The 16793-nt window shown below is 71.3% G+C and carries 13 protein-coding genes and 1 tRNA gene; 6 read left to right on the forward strand and 8 right to left on the reverse strand.

What is annotated here, in order from left to right:
• Nucleotides 1-22 precede the first annotated feature (22 nt).
• From recG to E0493_RS11055, 6 genes are all read left to right on the forward strand, one after another.
• Complete coding sequence (gene recG / locus E0493_RS11030; protein ID WP_160937004.1) at nt 23-2104, forward strand: ATP-dependent DNA helicase RecG; 2082 nt, start codon at nt 23-25, stop codon at nt 2102-2104.
• Nucleotides 2105-2203: 99 nt separating this feature from the next.
• Complete coding sequence (locus E0493_RS11035; RefSeq protein WP_160937005.1) at nt 2204-2932, forward strand: ABC transporter ATP-binding protein; 729 nt, start codon at nt 2204-2206, stop codon at nt 2930-2932.
• Nucleotides 2932-3663: an ABC transporter permease subunit gene (locus tag E0493_RS11040; protein ID WP_160937006.1), complete on the forward strand. Its 732-nt coding sequence runs from the start codon at nt 2932-2934 to the stop codon at nt 3661-3663. The genes E0493_RS11035 and E0493_RS11040 overlap by 1 nt, the downstream gene beginning before the upstream one ends.
• Before the next feature lie 2 nt (nt 3664-3665).
• On the forward strand, nt 3666-5636 hold the full coding sequence (locus tag E0493_RS11045) for a GldG family protein (RefSeq protein ID WP_160937007.1): 1971 nt from the start codon (nt 3666-3668) through the stop codon (nt 5634-5636).
• Nucleotides 5637-5654: 18 nt separating this feature from the next.
• The gene (locus tag E0493_RS11050; RefSeq protein ID WP_160937008.1) at nt 5655-6695 is read left to right on the forward strand and encodes a DUF4340 domain-containing protein; all 1041 of its coding nucleotides are present in this window, start codon (nt 5655-5657) and stop codon (nt 6693-6695) included.
• Nucleotides 6692-7123, forward strand: coding sequence for an NUDIX hydrolase (locus tag E0493_RS11055; protein ID WP_160937009.1), 432 nt, complete (start codon nt 6692-6694; stop codon nt 7121-7123). Before E0493_RS11050 ends, E0493_RS11055 begins: the two co-directional genes overlap by 4 nt.
• 6 nt (nt 7124-7129) lie before the next feature.
• On the opposite strand, the gene msrP is transcribed toward E0493_RS11055, so the two are convergent.
• From msrP to E0493_RS11095, 8 genes are all read right to left on the reverse strand, one after another.
• Nucleotides 7130-8068 carry a protein-methionine-sulfoxide reductase catalytic subunit MsrP gene (msrP, locus tag E0493_RS11060; RefSeq protein ID WP_160937010.1) on the reverse strand — a complete coding sequence of 313 codons (939 nt, stop codon included), beginning with the start codon at nt 8066-8068 and terminating at the stop codon, nt 7130-7132.
• 106 nt (nt 8069-8174) lie between these two features.
• The gene (locus E0493_RS11065; protein WP_160937011.1) at nt 8175-9623 is read right to left on the reverse strand and encodes an ArnT family glycosyltransferase; all 1449 of its coding nucleotides are present in this window, start codon (nt 9621-9623) and stop codon (nt 8175-8177) included.
• Nucleotides 9620-10708, reverse strand: a complete 1089-nt coding sequence (locus E0493_RS11070) for a glycosyltransferase (protein ID WP_160937012.1) — start codon at nt 10706-10708, stop codon at nt 9620-9622. The genes E0493_RS11065 and E0493_RS11070 overlap by 4 nt, the downstream gene beginning before the upstream one ends.
• Before the next feature lie 66 nt (nt 10709-10774).
• Nucleotides 10775-10847, reverse strand: a tRNA-Lys gene (locus E0493_RS11075).
• 82 nt (nt 10848-10929) lie between these two features.
• A complete protein-coding gene (locus E0493_RS11080) occupies nt 10930-11505 on the reverse strand; it encodes a peptidylprolyl isomerase (RefSeq protein ID WP_160937013.1) in 576 nt (191 codons plus the stop codon).
• A gap of 4 nt (nt 11506-11509) precedes the next feature.
• On the reverse strand, nt 11510-12040 hold the full coding sequence (coaD, locus tag E0493_RS11085; protein ID WP_160937014.1) for a pantetheine-phosphate adenylyltransferase: 531 nt from the start codon (nt 12038-12040) through the stop codon (nt 11510-11512).
• Nucleotides 12033-14768, reverse strand: coding sequence for a DNA gyrase subunit A (gyrA, locus tag E0493_RS11090; protein WP_235913720.1), 2736 nt, complete (start codon nt 14766-14768; stop codon nt 12033-12035). Before gyrA ends, coaD begins: the two co-directional genes overlap by 8 nt.
• A 233-nt stretch (nt 14769-15001) precedes the next feature.
• Nucleotides 15002-16777 carry a fructose-specific PTS transporter subunit EIIC gene (locus tag E0493_RS11095; protein WP_160937015.1) on the reverse strand — a complete coding sequence of 592 codons (1776 nt, stop codon included), beginning with the start codon at nt 16775-16777 and terminating at the stop codon, nt 15002-15004.
• Nucleotides 16778-16793 lie beyond the last annotated feature (16 nt).

Below are 16793 nucleotides of genomic sequence, written 5' to 3' on the forward strand. Positions count from 1 at the left end.
TGCGGCTGGCATATAGAGGCAGATGGGAATCATGTCAGCCCAAGAGGCCGAACCGGATGGTGCCGCACCACTGCTGGCGCCGCTCGCGAGCCTGCCTTTGCCGGAGGAGAAACGGAAGCGCCTGCTCCAGGCCATGGAAGGCGAGCGCGTGCTCGACCTCCTGTTCCACCTTCCCGAGCGCTACCAGGACCGCCGCGCCACAACACCGCGCGAGGGCGAAATTGCCACGCTCACGGTGCAGGTTCTGCATGTCACCCCGCCGCGCACGCCCGCCCAGCCCTGGGTGGTGTGCTGCGACGCGCAGGCCGGGCTGGTGGACCTGATCTATTTCGGCCGGAAGTCCTGGCTGGGCGCCTGGCTCGCCCGCACCTTCCCCGAGGGGGCGGTGCGCCGCGTCTCCGGCCGCATGAAGCGCTTCCGCGACCGCTGGCAGATGGACGCGCCGGACTTCGTGGACCCGCCGGATGCCATTCCCGGGATCCAGCCGGTCTGGCCGCTGACGCGCGGCCTCGGCCAGCGCGACGTCGGCCGGGCCATGGCGCTCGCGCTCGGCGCGCTGCACGAGATGCCGGAGTGGCAGGACCGGGCGCTGCTCGCCCGCCGCCAGTGGCCTTCCTTCGCCGCCGCGTTGCGCGCCATCCAGGCCCCCGAGGCCGTGCCGGAGGACCCCCCGCGCGACCGCCTCGCCTATGACGAGTTGCTGGCCGGGCAGATCGCCGTCGGACTGGTGCGGCGGACGGTGCTGCAGCGCCCCGGCCGGGCCCTGACCGGCGATGGCCATCTGCGCCGGGCCGCCCTCGCCGCCTTCGGCTACCCGCCCACCGACGCCCAGCTCCGTTCCCTGGCGGAGATCGACGCCGACCTCGCGCAGCCCCGCCGCATGCTGCGGCTGCTGCAGGGCGATGTCGGCGCCGGCAAGACGCTTGTCGCCGTGCTGGCGATGCTGCGCGCGGTGGAAGCGGGCGCCCAGGCCGCGCTGATGGCCCCCACCGAGTTGCTCGCCCGCCAGCATCTTCGCACCCTGGAGAGGCTGGCCGGCGCGGCGGGCGTGCCCTGCGCCCTGCTCGCCGGCTCGGTGAAGGGCAAGGAGCGGCGGCGCGTGCTCGCCGGGCTGGCCGACGGCAGCATCCCCCTGGTGGTCGGCACCCACGCGTTGATCGAGGAGGGTGTCGCCTTCCAGGACCTTGCTCTGGCCGTCGTGGACGAGCAGCACCGCTTTGGCGTCGCCCAGCGACTCGCCCTTACGGAAAAGGGCACCACCGACGTGCTGGTGATGACCGCCACCCCCATTCCGCGCACCCTGCTGCTGACGCAATGGGGCGAGATGGCGGTCAGCCGACTGGAGGGCCGCCCGGCAGGGCGGCAGCCGATTGTCACCCGAATCGTCAGCCGCGAGCGGCGCGAGGAGCTGGTGGCGCGGCTGCGCGCCGCCTTCGCCGAGGGCCACCGCGCCTACTGGGTCGTTCGGGCCGTCGAGGAGGGCGAGAAGCACGACAACGCCGCCGCCGAGACCACCTATGCCGAGCTGGCCGCCATCTTCGGCGACAAGGTCCGCCTCGCGCATGGCGCGCAGAAGCTGGAGGTGCGCGAGGCCGCCCTGCACGACTTCGCCGCCGGCCGCGCGCAGCTCCTCGTCGCGACCACGGTGGTGGAGGTCGGCGTGGACGTGCCCGAGGCCACGATCATGATCATCGAGCAGGCCGAGCGCTTCGGCCTGGCGGCGCTGCACCAGCTGCGCGGGCGCGTCGGGCGCGGCCATGCGCAATCCTTCTGCCTGCTGCTGCCCTCCGCCGAACTGAACGAATCGGAACAACGCCGCCTCGCCGTGCTGCGCGAGACGCAGGACGGTTTCGTCATCGCCGATGCCGACCTCGAATATCGTGGCGGCGGCGATGCGCTCGGCGTCCGTCAGGCCGGGCGGCTGGGCCGGCGGCTAGCCGATCCCGCACGTCACGGCGGCATGGTGCGGATGGCCCACCAGGACGCCGCGCTGCTGCTGGAGAAGGATCCTGACCTCCTTCTCACCCCGCGCGGCCGCGCGGCCCGGCTGCTGCTGGCCCTGTTCAGCCACGACCTGACGCTCGCTCCGCTTGCCGCCGGCTGAGGACGCTGCGACGTTTCGATACAGCCCTGGGGGTTGCAAACCCCCCTCTCCCCGGTAAACCGGTCGCGATCCGGTTGTTTCAAGGGGGGGTATGCCCGGTTGTCCGCGCTTATCGAGATCGACCGCCTCACCAAGAACTTCGGCGGGTTCACCGCCGTGGACGACGTCTCCTTCACCGTCGCGCGGGGCGAAGTCCTCGGCTTCCTCGGCCCCAACGGCGCCGGCAAATCCACCACGATGAAGATGCTGGCCGGCTTCGTCACGCCGAGCAGCGGCACCGCCCGCATCTGCGGCGAGGACGTGGTGGATCGTCCCGTCGCCGCCAAGCGGCACCTGGGCTACCTGCCCGAAGGCGCGCCCACCTATCCCGAGATGACCGTCGCCGCCTTCCTCGCCTTTGTCGCGCATGTCCGCGGCTTCCGCGGCAGCGAGGCTGCGGACCGCATCGCCCATGCGATGCGCCTGACCACGCTGGAAGGCGTGCGCCTGCAACCCATCGAAACCCTGTCGAAGGGCTTCAAGCGGCGCGTCGGCCTGGCGCAGGCGCTTCTGCACGACCCGCCGGTGCTGGTGCTCGACGAGCCGACCGACGGCCTTGACCCCAACCAGAAGCACGAGGTGCGGCGCCTCATCGCGCAGATGGCGCCCAACAAGGCGATCATCATCTCGACGCACATCCTGGAGGAAGTCTCCGCCATCTGCAGCCGTGCCATCATCATCGCGCGCGGGCAGGTGCTGGCCGACTCCACGCCGGCGGAGCTGGCGGGCCGCGGCTCCTCGCTCGACGCGGTGTTCCGCGACCTGACCCTGCCCAAGGAAGTTGCCTGATGGGTGGCGCCCTCACCGTCGCGCGGCGCGAGCTGTCCGGCTATTTCGCCACGCCCGTCGCCTATGTCTTCATCGTCATCTTCCTGATCATGTCGGGTGCGCTGACCTTCACGCTCGGCAACTTCTTCGGCCGCGGCACCGCGGACCTTCAGCCCTTCTTCGGCTTCGTGCCCTGGCTCTTCCTGTTCCTGGTGCCGGCGCTGACCATGCGGCTCTGGGCGGAGGAACGCCGCCTCGGCACCATCGAGCTGCTGCTCACCCTGCCGATCACCCAGTGGCAGGCGGTGCTGGGGAAATTCCTGGCCGCCTGGGCCTTCTGCGCCATCGCGCTCGTCCTGACCTTTCCGCTGGTGCTCACCGTCAACTACCTCGGCAACCCCGACAACGGCGTGATCGTCACGGGCTATGTCGGCTGCCTGCTGGTGGCCGGCACCTATCTCGCAGTCGGCGCCGCCATCTCGGCACTGACCAAGAACCAGGTGATCGCCTTCGTGCTCGCCGTCGCCGTCTGTTTCCTGTTCGCCGCCGCCGGCAGCCCGGTGGTCACGGAGTTCCTCTCCACCCGCATCCCCGCTTTGGCCGAGATCGCGCGTGGCATCTCCATCACGGACCGGCTCAACGGCTTCTCGCGCGGCGTGGTGACGCTGCGGGACCTCATCTTCTTCGCCAGCTTCATCGGCTTCTGGCTGTTCGCCAACGCCGTGGCGGTCGATCATCGCAAGGCGGATTGAGCATGAGCGCAACCCAGCCTCCGGCGCGCGCCCCCAAGCCCGGCTCGCGCCGCCTTATCTATTCCGTCGCCGGCCTCTTCGCCGCCCTGGTGCTGGCTGTCTCGGTCAACCTGCTGGCGCAGCGCCTGCTGCCGCGCGAGCGGCTCGACCTGACGGAGCAGCATCTCTACACGCTTTCGGAAGGCACCAGGCAGGTCCTGACCAACCTCAAGGACCCGGTGACGCTGCGGCTCTTCTACTCCAGCAGGCTCGGCAGCTCGATTCCGGTCTATGGCGCCTATGCCGACCGCGTGCGCGAGATGCTGCAGGAATACGCGGCCCTCTCCAACGGCAGGCTGCGCCTGCAATACCTCGACCCCGAGCCGTTCAGCGAAACCGAGGACCGCGCCATGGCCTATGGCCTGCAGGGCGTGCCGGTGGACCAGTCCGGCGAGCAGGTCTATTTCGGCATCGCCGGCACCAACCTGCTGGACGACGAGCGCGTGCTGCCTTTCCTGCAGCCCGACCGCGAGCGGTTCCTCGAATACGACCTGACGCGGCTCGTCCATGAGCTTTCCAACCCAAGGCGCGCCGTGGTCGGCATGCTGTCGGCGCTGCCGGTGAACGGCGACCCGCGCGCGATGATGATGCGCGTCCCGGGCGCCGGGCAGCCCTTCGTCATCGCCAACCAGCTCAGGCAGATCTTCAACCTGCGCGAGGTCGCATCCGACGCGCAGGTGATCCCCGCCGACATTCAGGTGCTGATCGTCGCGCATCCACAGCGCCTGCCGGATGCCACGCTCTACGCCATCGACCAGTTCGTCATGCGCGGCGGCAAGCTCTTCGCGCTGGCCGATCCGCACAGCGAGAGCCAGGCCTCCCGCCCCGGCCCCAACGGCCAGCCGCCGGCCGACACCGCCTCCAACCTGAACCGGCTGCTCAACGCCTGGGGCATCGAGACGCCGGCCGACAAGGTGGTGCTGGACCAGCGCGGCGCCTGGCGCGTGCGCGGCAACCCGCAGGACCGCCTGCAGGCGGTGGACTACCTCGCCTGGTTCAACGCGTCGGGCGACTCCCTCAGCCGCACCGACGTCGCGACCGCCGATCTGCAGCAGGTGACCTTCGCCTCGGCCGGCGAGGTGCTGAAGAAGCAGGGCTCGGACATCGAGTTCACCCCCCTGATCACCAGCAGCGACCACGCCATGCTGGCCGAGGTGGCGACGGTCGGGCCGAGCCCGAACCCCGCCGCCCTGCTGGCGGCCTTCAGGCCGGACGGCAAGCACCACGTCCTGCTCGCACGCGCCCGCGGCATGCTGAACTCCGCCTTCCCCGACGGTCCGCCCCCGCCGCCGGAAGGCGCCGATCGCCCGGCCGACTTCCCGGCGCATCTCGCGCACAGCACCGGCCCCGCCAACCTCGTCATCGCCAACGACGCGGACCTGCTGGAGGACCGCTTCTGGGTGCAGGTGCAGGACTTCTTCGGCCAGCAGGTCACCACGCCCTTCAGCGACAACGGCGCCCTCATCGCCAACCTAACGGACACCCTGGCCGGCGGCGACGCGCTGATCGGCCTGCGCTCGCGCGGCGAGGCGCTTCGCCCCTTCAACCGGGTGGAGCAGATGCGCCGTGCCGCGGAGGCGAGCTACCGCCAGACCGAGCAGGCGCTGACCAGCAAGCTGGAGGCCACCGAGCGCCGCCTGCGCGAGCTCCGCCAGGGGACGGCGGCCAGCAGCGGCGCCACGGGCGGGGGCAACCAGCCGGCACAGACCATCATCACGCCCGAGCAGCGGGCCGAGATCGACCGCGCCCGCCAGGAGATCGTGGAGACGCGCGCGCAGCTCCGCGCGGTGCAGCTCGACCTGCGGCGGGACATCGAGGGGCTGGAGCGCACGCTGCGCCTGGTGAACATCGCGCTGGTGCCGGTGCTGCTGACGCTGTTCGCGCTCGGGCTGGCGGTTTGGCGCCGCCGCCGCCGCTCGGCGGCGCGGGCCTGAGCCAAGGGAGAGCGGGAGATGAATCGTCGATCCCTGCTGCTGCTCGGCGGTGCCGCGGCCGCGGCCGCCACCGCCGTCGTCGTGCTCGGCCCGGGCGGACCGAAGCCGCCGGACCTCGGCGCCGCGCCGCTGATGTTCCAGAACCTCGCCCAGAAGCTCGCCGGCGCCATGCGCATCGAGGTGAGGCGGCATGAGCAGAGCCTGGCGCTGGAGCGCAAGCCCGGCGACGTCTGGGTGCTGCCCGAGGTCGCGGGCTACCCCGTCCGCGCGGAAAAGGTGCGCGAGCTGCTCGTAGGCCTGACCGAGCTGCGGCTGGTCGAGCCCAGAACCTCCGATCCGGAGATGCTGGATCGCCTGGGCCTGCAGGATCCCGCCAGGGAGGGCTCCACCGCCTCCCTGCTCCGCGTGCTGGACGGCGCCGGCCAGCCGATCGCCGAGCTGATGGTGGGCCGTCGCCGCGTCCGCACCCATGGCGACGTGCCGGAAAGCGTCTATGTGCGCCGCCCCGACGAGAACCAGTCCTGGCTTGCCGAGGGCAGGCTGCCGCTGGACGCCGACGCCCAGCTCTGGATTGACCGTGAACTCGCCAACATCCCGCGCGACCGCGTGCTCAAGGTGGCGATCAACCGCGCCGGCGAGCCGCCGCTGGAACTGAAGCGCGGCGAAGGGCCGGATGGCCGCCTGGCCGCGACCCTCGCCGCCGGGGCGCCGCCGCTGGAGCAGACCAGCCTGGACACCATCGCCGGCGCCTTCGAGTACCTGACGCTCACCGATGTCCAGCACGCCGCCGGCATCCCTGGCAAGCCGCTGGGCCACTCCCGCTTCACCATGACCGACAACCTCGCCGTGGATGTCAGCGTGAACCAGGATGGCGACGCCGTCTGGGTGACATTGGCGGCGGTGGGCGATGAAGAGGCGCAGAAGCTCAACGCGCGCTGGAAGGGCTGGGCCTACCAGCTCGGCGCCTGGAAGCTGAAGGCGCTGCTGCCCCGGCTGGAGGACCTGCGCCAGGCCGAACGCCCGGCCGCCGCCGCTCCGACGCCCGCCCCGGCCCGATGAGCACGCGCGAATACCCCGACCGGCCCTGGATCGGCATCGGGGTGATCGCCTTCCGCGGGGAAGACGTGCTGCTGGTGCGGCGCAGCAAGCCGCCGCGCCAGGGCGAATGGTCCATCCCCGGCGGCGCGCAGCATCTCGGCGAAACGGCCGAGGCGGCGGCGCGGCGTGAACTCCTGGAGGAGGCGGGGATCGAGGTCGGCCCCCTCATGCTCGCCGTGGTGGTGGATGCGTTGAGCCATGACGCGGAAGGCCGCGCCCGCTTCCACTACACCATCATCGACTTCGCCGGCCGCTGGGCCGGCGGCGAGCCGGTGGCGGGCGACGACGTCAGCGAGGCCCGCTGGTTCTCCCCCGCCGAGCTGCCCGCGCTCGGCCTCTGGGCGGAGGCCATCCGCGCCATCGAGGAAGGCCGCCGCCGCCTGGGCTGAGCGCGCTCAGAGAAAGAGGCGCTCGCCTTCCATGCCCTGGTACAGCGAGGCGACGAACTCGCCGTAGCCATTGAAGATCTTGGTGGGCACGCGCTCGTTGCTGCCGAGCAGCCGTTCGCTCGCCTGACTCCAGCGCGGATGCGGAACCTGCGGGTTCACATTGGCCCAGAAGCCATATTCGCTGGGCTGCAGCTTCTCCCAGAAGCTCACCGGCCGCTCGCCGGTGAAGCGGATGCGGGTGATCGCCTTGCCGCTCTTGAACCCATATTTCCAGGGAAACAGCGCGCGGACCGGTCCGCCATTCTGCGGCGGCACCGGCTTGCCATACATGCCCACGGCCAGGAAGCACAGCTCATTGGCCGCCTCTGCCATGGTGCAGCCCTCGATGTAGGGCCAGGGATACCAGCTCTGCCGCAGGCCTGGCATGGCGGACCTGTCGGCGACGGTCTCCAGCACCACGTATTTCGCGCTGGCGGTCGGTGCGGCGATCTCCAGCAACGCGGACATGGGGAAGCCGGTCCAGGGCACCGTCATGGCCCAGGCCTCGACGCAGCGGTGCCGCAGCACCCGCTCCTCCAGGCTGACGCGCTTCAACAAGGCATCCAGGTCGAGCTCCTGCGGCTTCTCCACCATCCCTTCGAGTTTCAGGGTCCAGGGCCGCTGCGGCAGGCGCTGGGCCGTGGAGGCGACGCTCTTGCCGGGGCCGAACTCGTAGTAATTGTTGTAGGTGGTGGAGGCTGGCTCCGGGGTGACCTCCCGCTCCGGCCGGTAGCGGGTGTTGCGCATGGCGGCCAGCGCGCCGTCCTGCGCCAGCGCAGGCCGTGCCAGCCCGGCAGTGATGAGGCCCCCGCCAAGGCCGAGCGCCGTCCGGCGACCGAGCACCACGGCTTCCGGCGTGGCGGCGGAGTCCGGCAGCTCCCAGCCGCGGGGATTACGAATGAGCATGGCACGTCTCTCCCTGACTGCCCTCGGGATGTAGGCACCCCGACGGGCCGCACCAGGGGGGGGTATCTGGGAGGGGGGGCACCGGCGGAGGCGGGGGCGGCAGGCTTCAGCGGCGCGGCGGCAGCACCGCCATCGTCGGTCCTTCGCTCGGCACCGAGACGCCGTACAGCCGGTACCGCTCCGCCTCGATGCCCTTGCGGCTGCGCACCAATTCGCCTTCCTGCCGCGCGGCGGGCCAGAGCGGCGCTCCGGTCCGGCGTGTGCTGCGCACAAGGAGGCCGGGCTGCCATGGGGTGGGCGCGGGCAGGTCGAACAGGTCCCAACGGTCTCCCAGTGCGACCACCCGCACCCCCTCCGGCAGGTAAAGGGCCAGCTCGCTCGCCAGCCCGTACTCCTCGGCGGCGACGAACACGGCGCCCCGCTCGCGGCGCGCTTCCTCCACCTTTGCCGCGAAGGCTTCCCAGCCGCCCAGGCGCGCCAGCGTCGGGTCGCTGCGGCGGGGCAGCGGAAGCGGCGCGAAGGCGGCCTGCACCAGCACGACAAGGGTGAGCGCCAGGCCAAGCGCGATGCCGGGCCCGCGCCAGCGCGCCCAGCGCGGGCCGAGGCAGGCCGCCGCCGCGATGCAGGCGGTGGGGTAGAGAATGGCGGGCCAGTTCCCTTGCACGCGGCTGCCAGTCGCCTGCCAGAGGAAAAGCAGTGCCGCCGGAACGGTGATCGTCACCAGCAGGCCGGCCGCCGCGTCGCGCCGCACGATCCACCAGCGACAGGCTGCCGCCGCGCCGGCGATGCAGAGGACGAAGATAATCGGCGTCGCGAGGCCCGCCTGTCCGCCAATCAATTCGCCCAGGTAGCGCAGGGCCGAGGCGGCGCCGACGCGGCCGGCGCGCCCACCTTGCTTGGCGAAGCTCACCCAGTCGTGCCGGGCGTTCCAGTACACCACGGGCGCGAAAACCAGAAACGCCAGCGCGCCTCCGGCCCAGAGGCGCCCGTCGCGCAGCCAACGGCGCGCGCGGGGCTCCAGCAGCAGCCAGAGCACCACCCCGCCGCCGAGCAGAAGGGCCGTGTACTTCGACAGCAGCGCGCACCCGGCCAGCAGGCCGAAGGCGAGCCACCAGCGCCCATCCTGCGTGGCATGCAGCCGGGCCACCGCCCAAAGCGCCGCGCACCAGAACACCAGCAGCGGCGTATCGGGGGTGATCAGCACCGAGCCGGCGCCGAACAGCAGCGTCGCGTTCATCAGCGCGGCCGCCCAGATGCCCGGCCGCCGCTCGGGAAAGAGCGAATCGCCCGCGCGGGCGAGCAGCACGGAGGCCAGGGCAACGCCCAGCGGCGCCAGCAGCCGGATGCCGAACGGTGTGTCGCCCAGCAACCCGGTGCCGGCGGCGGTCCAGAGCGCCACCATCGGCGGGTGGTCGTAGTAGCCGGGCGCCAGGGCACGGCCCCAGATCCAGTAATAGGCTTCGTCCGGCGCGGCCGGCAGCCAGAAGGCGGTGAGCAGACGCAGGGCCGTCAGCGCGGCCAGGGCGAGCAGGGCCAGGGCGGCGGCGCGGCTCATCGGGCGCGCCACACCAGGGTGGCGGAGACGGCGTAGTTCCACACCACCGTCAGCAGCGCGCCGGCAGCGCCGGCGAAGCCCCAGGCGAGGATCTCGTCACGCAGCAGCAGGCGCGCGACGCCGACATTGGCCGCCACGCCAACGCCGCAGACGACGTAGAACAGCAGCAGCCCGCGCCAGAGCGCGGCACCCCTTAGCCGGACGTCGCTGTAGGTGACGCGGTTGTTGAGCCAGAAGTTCACGGTCATCGCGACGAAGCTCGCCAGCCATTGCGCCTGGGTGAAGCCCAGCGGACCCAGCACCAGCCAGAGGACGCAGAGATGCACCACGACGCCGAGCGCGCCGATGGCGGCGAAGGACAGGAAGCGCAGCGGCAGGAGCCCGCCGGCCGCCTTGTCCAGCAGCAGGGTCAGGAATTCGAGCAGAACAAGGGTATCGAGCTTCGACTCCCCCGCCTCGCGCGGGCGGAAGCTGTAGGGCAGCTCGCTCACCCGCAGCTTCCGCTTTGACGAGAGCAGGATGTCGAGCAGGATCTTGAAGCCGCGGCCGGTCAGCCGCGGCGCGACGTCCTCGAAGACCCCGCGCGGCAGCATGAAGAAGCCGCTCATCGGGTCCGCCACGCGTTGCGGCAGGAAAAACTGGGCCAGGATCGTGCCGCTGTCGCTGATGCGCCGCCGCCAGGCCGAGAAGCCGTCCTCCGCCGCCCCGCCCGCCACGTGGCGGCTGCCGACGGCAATATCGGCCTCGCCTGCCTGCAGGCTGCGCAGCATGGCGGGCAGCAGCGCCTCGTCGTGCTGCAGGTCGCCGTCGATCACCGCGAGGTAATCCGCGGAGGAAGCCAGCATGCCCTCCACGCAGGCGGAGGAAAGGCCGCGCCGCCCGATGCGCCGGATGCAGCGGATTCGCGGATCGGCCGCCGCGATGGCCCTCGCCATCTGCGCCGTGCCGTCCGGGCTGTCGTCGTCCACGAAGATCGCTTCCCAGGCGATGCCCTGCAGCGTCGTCGCCAGCCGCGTCACCATCGGCGCGACGTTGGCGGCCTCGTTGTAGCAGGGAATCACAACAGTCAGGATCGGCGGCGGCATGGGCGCGGTGCTTAGCGCCCCTTTGCTGGATGCACCAGCCACCTGCCGGCCCGTCAGCAACCGGAATGTGCCCGCTGGGACTCGAACCCAGGACCCCAAGATTAAAAGTCTCGTGCTCTACCGGCTGAGCTACGGGCACCAAGGGCGGAGCCGGGAGAAAGCCTTCCCTGGCCCCGCTGTCAAGTCGGATGCGGCCCGGGCGGTGCCCCGGCCGCGCGCGATCAGCCCTGCGCGTCGGCGGCGACCTGCGCCTTCAGCAGGCGGTCGGGGTCGCGCACCATGCCGTTGGAGCCGCCGCCGCGCTTGATCTTGTCCACGAACTCCATGCCCGAGGTCACCTGGCCCCAGATGGTGTATTGGCCATCCAGGCTCGGCGCCGGGGCGAACATGATGAAGAACTGGCTGTTGGCGCTGTTCGGGTTGGCGGTGCGGGCCATGCCGCAGACGCCGCGCAGGAAGCGGGCCTTGGAGGGCTGGCTGAACTCGGCAGGCAGGTCGGGAAGCTGGCTGCCGCCGGTGCCGGTGCCCGTCGGGTCCCCGCCCTGGGCCATGAAGCCCTCGATGACGCGGTGGAACGGCGTGCCGTCATAGAAGCCCTGGCGGGTCAGGGTCTTGATGCGCTCGACATGCTGCGGCGCCAGGTCCGGGCGCAGCTTGATGACGACGCGGCCATCCTTCAGGTCGAAGAACAGGGTGTTCTCGCGATCGTCCTGCGGGGCGGCTTCGCTGGTGGTGGCTTCGCTCATCATGGCTCCCGTAATGGCAATGGTGCTGGCGAGCAGGGTACGGCGATGCATCCGTTCAGTTCCCTGGGTTCCGCTGACGCACCCTGGCCAGGGTGCGCTCCAGCGTCAGGCGCGGCACGAAGCTGGAAATGTCTCCCCCCAGCCCCGCGATCTCCCTCACGAAACGCGAGGAGATGAAATGGTTCCCTTCGCTGGCCATCAGGAACACCGGCTCGATCTCGGGGTCGAGCCGGTGGTTCATGCCGGCCATCTGGAACTCGTAGTCGAAATCGGTGACGGCGCGCAGCCCGCGCACGATCACCTGCGCGCCGACCTCGCGGGCGAACTGCACCAGCAGCCCCTCGAAGGGCCGCACCTCGATGACGGTGCCGGTGCGCGCGGCGATCGGCGCCACCTCGGCGCGGACCAGCTCGACGCGCTCCTCCAGCGGGAACATCGGCCCCTTGCCGGCGTTCATCGCCACGCCGACCACCAGCCGGTCGAGGATGCGCGACGCGCGGCCGATGATGTCCAGGTGACCGTTGGTCACCGGGTCGAAGGTGCCGGGATAGACCCCGGCGCGGGGCGCGCGACCCGGCTCAGCCATGGTCCTCGCCGCCCTCCAGCTCGCCAGCCTCCACCTCACCGGCCTCCACCTCACCGGCCTCCACCTCGCCCCCCTGCTCCTCCACCACGGTGGAGCAGGAGATGACCCGCTCGCCATTGTCGAGCCGCAGCAGCGTCACGCCCATGGCCTGGCGCCCGGTGACGCGGATCTGGTCGATCGGCAGGCGGATCAGGCGGCCGGTGTCCGTCACCAGCATGACGTCGTCGCCGGTGCGGACCGGGAAGGTCGCCACCACCGCCCGGCCGGTGCGGGCGGTCAGGTTGATGTTGCCGATGCCCTGCCCGCCGCGTCCGGTGACGCGGTACTCATAGGCCGAGCTGCGCTTGCCGAAGCCGCCATCCGTCACGGTGAGCAGGATCTCCTCCTGCTCCTCCAGCTCGGTGAAGCGCTCCGCCGAGAGGGCGATCTCGGTGGCGGCCTCCTCGGCATTCTCCTCGGCGAGCGAGGCCTCGGCCTCGGCGGCGGCCTCCGCGCTTTCCTCGCCGTTGCGGCGCCGCTGGGCGGCCTGCTTCAGGTAGGCGGCCCGCTCTTCGACGCTCGCCTCGACATGGCGCAGCACCGAGAGGGCGATCACCGCATCCCCCTTGCCGAGCCGGATGCCGCGCACCCCCGTCGAATCCCGGCCGGCGAAGACGCGCAGCGTGTCCAGGTCGGCGCGGAAGCGGATGGCCCGGCCGCCATGGCTGGCCAGCAGCACGTCGTCCCCCTCGCGGCAGGTGGAGACGCCGATCAGGCTGTCCCCCTCGTCCAGCTTCATGGCGATCAGGCCGGAGGAACGGACGTTCTTGAAGTCCGAGAGGCGGTTGCGGCGGACATTGCCCTGCCGCGTGGCGAAGACCAGGTGCAGGTTCTCCCACAGGTCCTCGTCCTGCGGCAGCGGCAGCACCGCCGTCACGCCCTCCTCCTCCTGCAGTTGCAGGAGCTGGCGCAGCGAGCGGCCACGCGCCGTCGGCCCGGCCTCCGGCAGCTTCCAGACCTTCTCGCGGAAGGCCATGCCACGGCTGGTGAAGAACAGCACCCACTGGTGGGTATGCGCGTTGAAGGAGCGGACGACGACGTCGTCCTGCCGCATCCCCGCGCTGCTGCGCCCGCGCCCGCCGCGGTTCTGCGCGCGGAAGGTCTCCAGCGGCGTGCGCTTCACGTAGCCGTCGCGCGTCAGGGTGACGACCATCAGCCCCGGCTCGACCAGGCTCTCGTCGTCCTGGTCGGCGAGGCCCTCGACGATCTCGGAAAGCCGCGGCGAGGCGATCTGCGCGCGCACGGCCCGCAGCTCGTCCGCCATCAGCTCCAGCCGGCGCGGCCGCGAGGAGAGGATCTCCAGCAGCTCACGGATGCGGCCTGCCACCTCGTCCAGCTCGGCGTTGATCTTGTCGCGCTCAAGCCCGGTCAGCCGCTGCAGGCGCAGCTCCAGGATGCCGCGCGCCTGCGCCTCGGTGAGCCGCACCGCGTCGTCGCTGACAACATTGCCGGCATCGTCCACCAGCGCCAGCAGCGGGCCGACATCGGCAATCGGCCAGTCGCGCTCCATCAGCGCGGTGCGGGCGGTCACCGCGTCCGGGCTTTCGCGGATCAGGCGGATCACCTCGTCGATGTTCGCCACCGCGATGGCGAGGCCGACCAGCAGGTGCCCGCGGTCGCGCGCCTTGCCAAGCCGGTAGCGCGAGCGGCGGAGGATCACCTCCTCGCGGAAGTCGATGAAGGCCAGCAGCACCTGCCGCAGCCCCATCTGCTGCGGCCGGCCGTTGTGCAGGGCCAGCATGTTCACGGCGAAGGAGGTCTGCAGGTTCGTGTATCGGAAGAGGTGGTTCAGCACCACCTCGGGCGTCGCATCCTTCTTCAGCTCGACGACGATGCGCAGGCCGGAGCGGTCGCTCTCGTCGCGCAGGTCGCTGATGCCCTCCATCTGCTTGCTGCGCACCAGCTCGGCGATGCGCTCGATCAGCGTCGCCTTGTTGACCTGGTAGGGGATCTCCGAGATGGCGATGGCGCTGCGGCCGCCGCGCATCTCCTCGATCTCGGCGCGCGCCCGCAGCACGATGCTGCCGCGCCCGGTCTCGAAGGCCGAGCGAATGCCGGAACGGCCCAGGATCAGCGCCCCGGTCGGGAAGTCCGGCCCGGGGATGATCTTCATCAGCTCTTCGAGCGTGATCTCCGGCTCGGCGATCATGGCCAGGGCGGCGTCGATCACCTCGGCGGGGTTGTGCGTCGGGATGTTGGTCGCCATGCCGACGGCGATGCCGTTGGCGCCGTTCACCAGCAGGTTCGGGAAGGCGGCCGGGAGAACCCGCGGCTCCTCGGCGCTCTCGTCGTAGTTCGGCGCGAACTCGACCGTATCCTCGTCGATGCCCTCCAGCAGCGCCACCGCCGACTTCGCGAGCCGCGCCTCGGTGTAGCGCATGGCCGCCGGCGGGTCGCCGTCCATCGAGCCGAAGTTGCCCTGCCCATCGATCAGCGGCACGCGCAGCGAGAAGGTCTGCGCCATGCGGACCATGGCGTCGTAGATCGCGCTGTCGCCGTGCGGGTGGTACTTACCCATCACGTCGCCGACCACGCGGGCGGACTTCTTGTAGGGCTTGTCGGCCGTGAAGCCGTTTTCCTGCATGGAGAACAGGATGCGGCGGTGCACCGGCTTCAGCCCGTCCCGCACGTCCGGCAGGGCGCGGGCGACAATGACGCTCATCGCGTAGTCGAGGTAGGAGCGGCGCATCTCCTCCTCGAGCGCGATCGGCAGCGTGCCTTCAGGCGGGATATGGGCGCCAGGCCCGGTGCCGTTATCGCTCTCGCTCACGCGGTCTTCCCATGCAGCAGAAACGGGGCAAGGCGGCGGGGCCGAAGCGGCACCCATGGCCTGGGAGGCGCGGCCCGGCCGGCCGCCCCTGCCCCCTTGAATTCCCCACTCCTATAGCCGATCCGGCGCCTCCCGCCAAACCGGCGCCGCCCTCAGGCGGCGGCCGCCACCGGCGAGCGCTGCTTCAGCACGGCCACGGCCGCGGCGGTGACGAGGGAGCCGGCCACGATGGCGATCAGGTAGCCCAGCGGGTTGCCCACCGCGCCAGGAATGCCCACCACGAAGATGCCGCCATGCGGCGCCCGCAGCGTGCAGCCGAACAGCATGGAAAGCCCGCCCGCCACCGCCGAGCCGGCGATCAGCGAAGGAATGACCCGCACCGGGTCCTTGGCGGCGAAGGGGATGGCGCCCTCGGTGATGAAGGCGGCGCCGAGGATGGCCGCCGCCTTGCCGGCATCCCGCTCCTCCTGGCTGAAGCGGTTGCGGGCGATGAAGGTGGCGATGGCGATGCCGATCGGCGGCGTCATACCGGCCGCCATGATGGCGGCCATGGGCGCGAAGGTCTCCGAGCCCAGCAGGCCGACGCCGAAGGCATAGGCTGCCTTGTTCACCGGCCCGCCCATGTCGGCCGCCATCATCGCGCCCAGCAGCACGCCCAGGATCACCGCGTTGGTGGAGCCCATGCCGCGCAGGAACTCGGTCAGCCAGGCCAGCGCCGCCGCGATCGGGGTGCCGAGCACGTAGATCATCAGCAGGCCGGTGACGAGCGAGGCCAGCAGGGGGATCACCAGCACCGGCTTCAACCCCTCCAGGCTTCCCGGGAAGGGCAGCCGGTCGCGCAGGAACCTCGCCACGTAGCCCGCCAGAAATCCGGCCGCGATCCCGCCCAGGAAGCCCGCCCCGACGGCGCCCGCCAGCGAGCCGCCGATGAAACCCGGCGCCAGCCCCGGCCGGTCGGCGATGGAGAAGGCGATGAAGGCCGCCAGCACCGGCACCATCAGGGCGAGCGCCGACTGCGCGCCGATCTGGAACAGCGCCGCCGGCAGGGTGCCCGGCTCCTTGAAGGCTTCGATGCCGAAGGCGAAGGAAAGCGCGATGCAGAGCCCGCCCGCCGTGACCAGCGGGATCATGTAGGAAACGCCGGTCATCAGGTGCTTGTAGACGCCCGGCGCCTGGGTGGACTTGCCCGGCGCGGGCGCGGCGGCACGGCTCTCCCCTCCCAGCGGCTCGGCCGCGAGGGCGCGGGCGATCAGTCCCTGCCCGTCCCTCAGCGCATCGTTGGTGCCGGCGATGACGATGCGCTTGCCGGTGAAGCGAGAGGTCTCCACGCCCGTATCGGCGGCGATCACCACCGCGTCGGCCTCCGCGATCTCCTGCTCCGTCAGGGTGTTCTTGGAGCCGACCGAGCCCTGCGTCTCCACCTTGATGCTGTGCCCACCGGCCGCGGCCGCCTTTTCCAGCGCCGCGGCGGCCATGAAGGTATGGGCGATGCCGGTCGGGCAGGCGGTGATGCCGACCAGCTTCTTGCTACCGGCTGCCGCGGCGGCCGAAGGTGCGGTTGCCGCGCCAGCTTCCCGCGGCGCGGCCGGTGCCGGAGGCATCCGCGCCGGGCGCGGGAGCCTCGCCAGGGAGGCCGCCGAGCGCAGCGCCTGTTCTGGCCGCCGGATCGCCTCGACCACCGTGGTGGCGATCAGCGGCCGGTCGGCGTGGCGGGCCGCCTCGGCGGTGGCGTCGCCCACCAGCAGCACGGCATCCGCCTCGGCTGTGCCGGCGGGCGCTTCGGCCGTGTCGAGCGTCAGCGACAGGCTGGCGCGTTCGGCGGCGTCCCGCAGGGCTTCGGCGGCCATGCGGGCATGCGGTGCGCTGGCGGCATGGCGGATGACGGCAAGCAGCCGCGTCGGCGTCGGGGCGGCGGAATCAGGCGGCATGGCACGCACCCAGGTC

Origin of the sequence: Teichococcus coralli (assembly GCF_009829925.1) — a bacterium.
GTDB classification, from domain to species: domain Bacteria; phylum Pseudomonadota; class Alphaproteobacteria; order Acetobacterales; family Acetobacteraceae; genus Pseudoroseomonas; species Pseudoroseomonas coralli.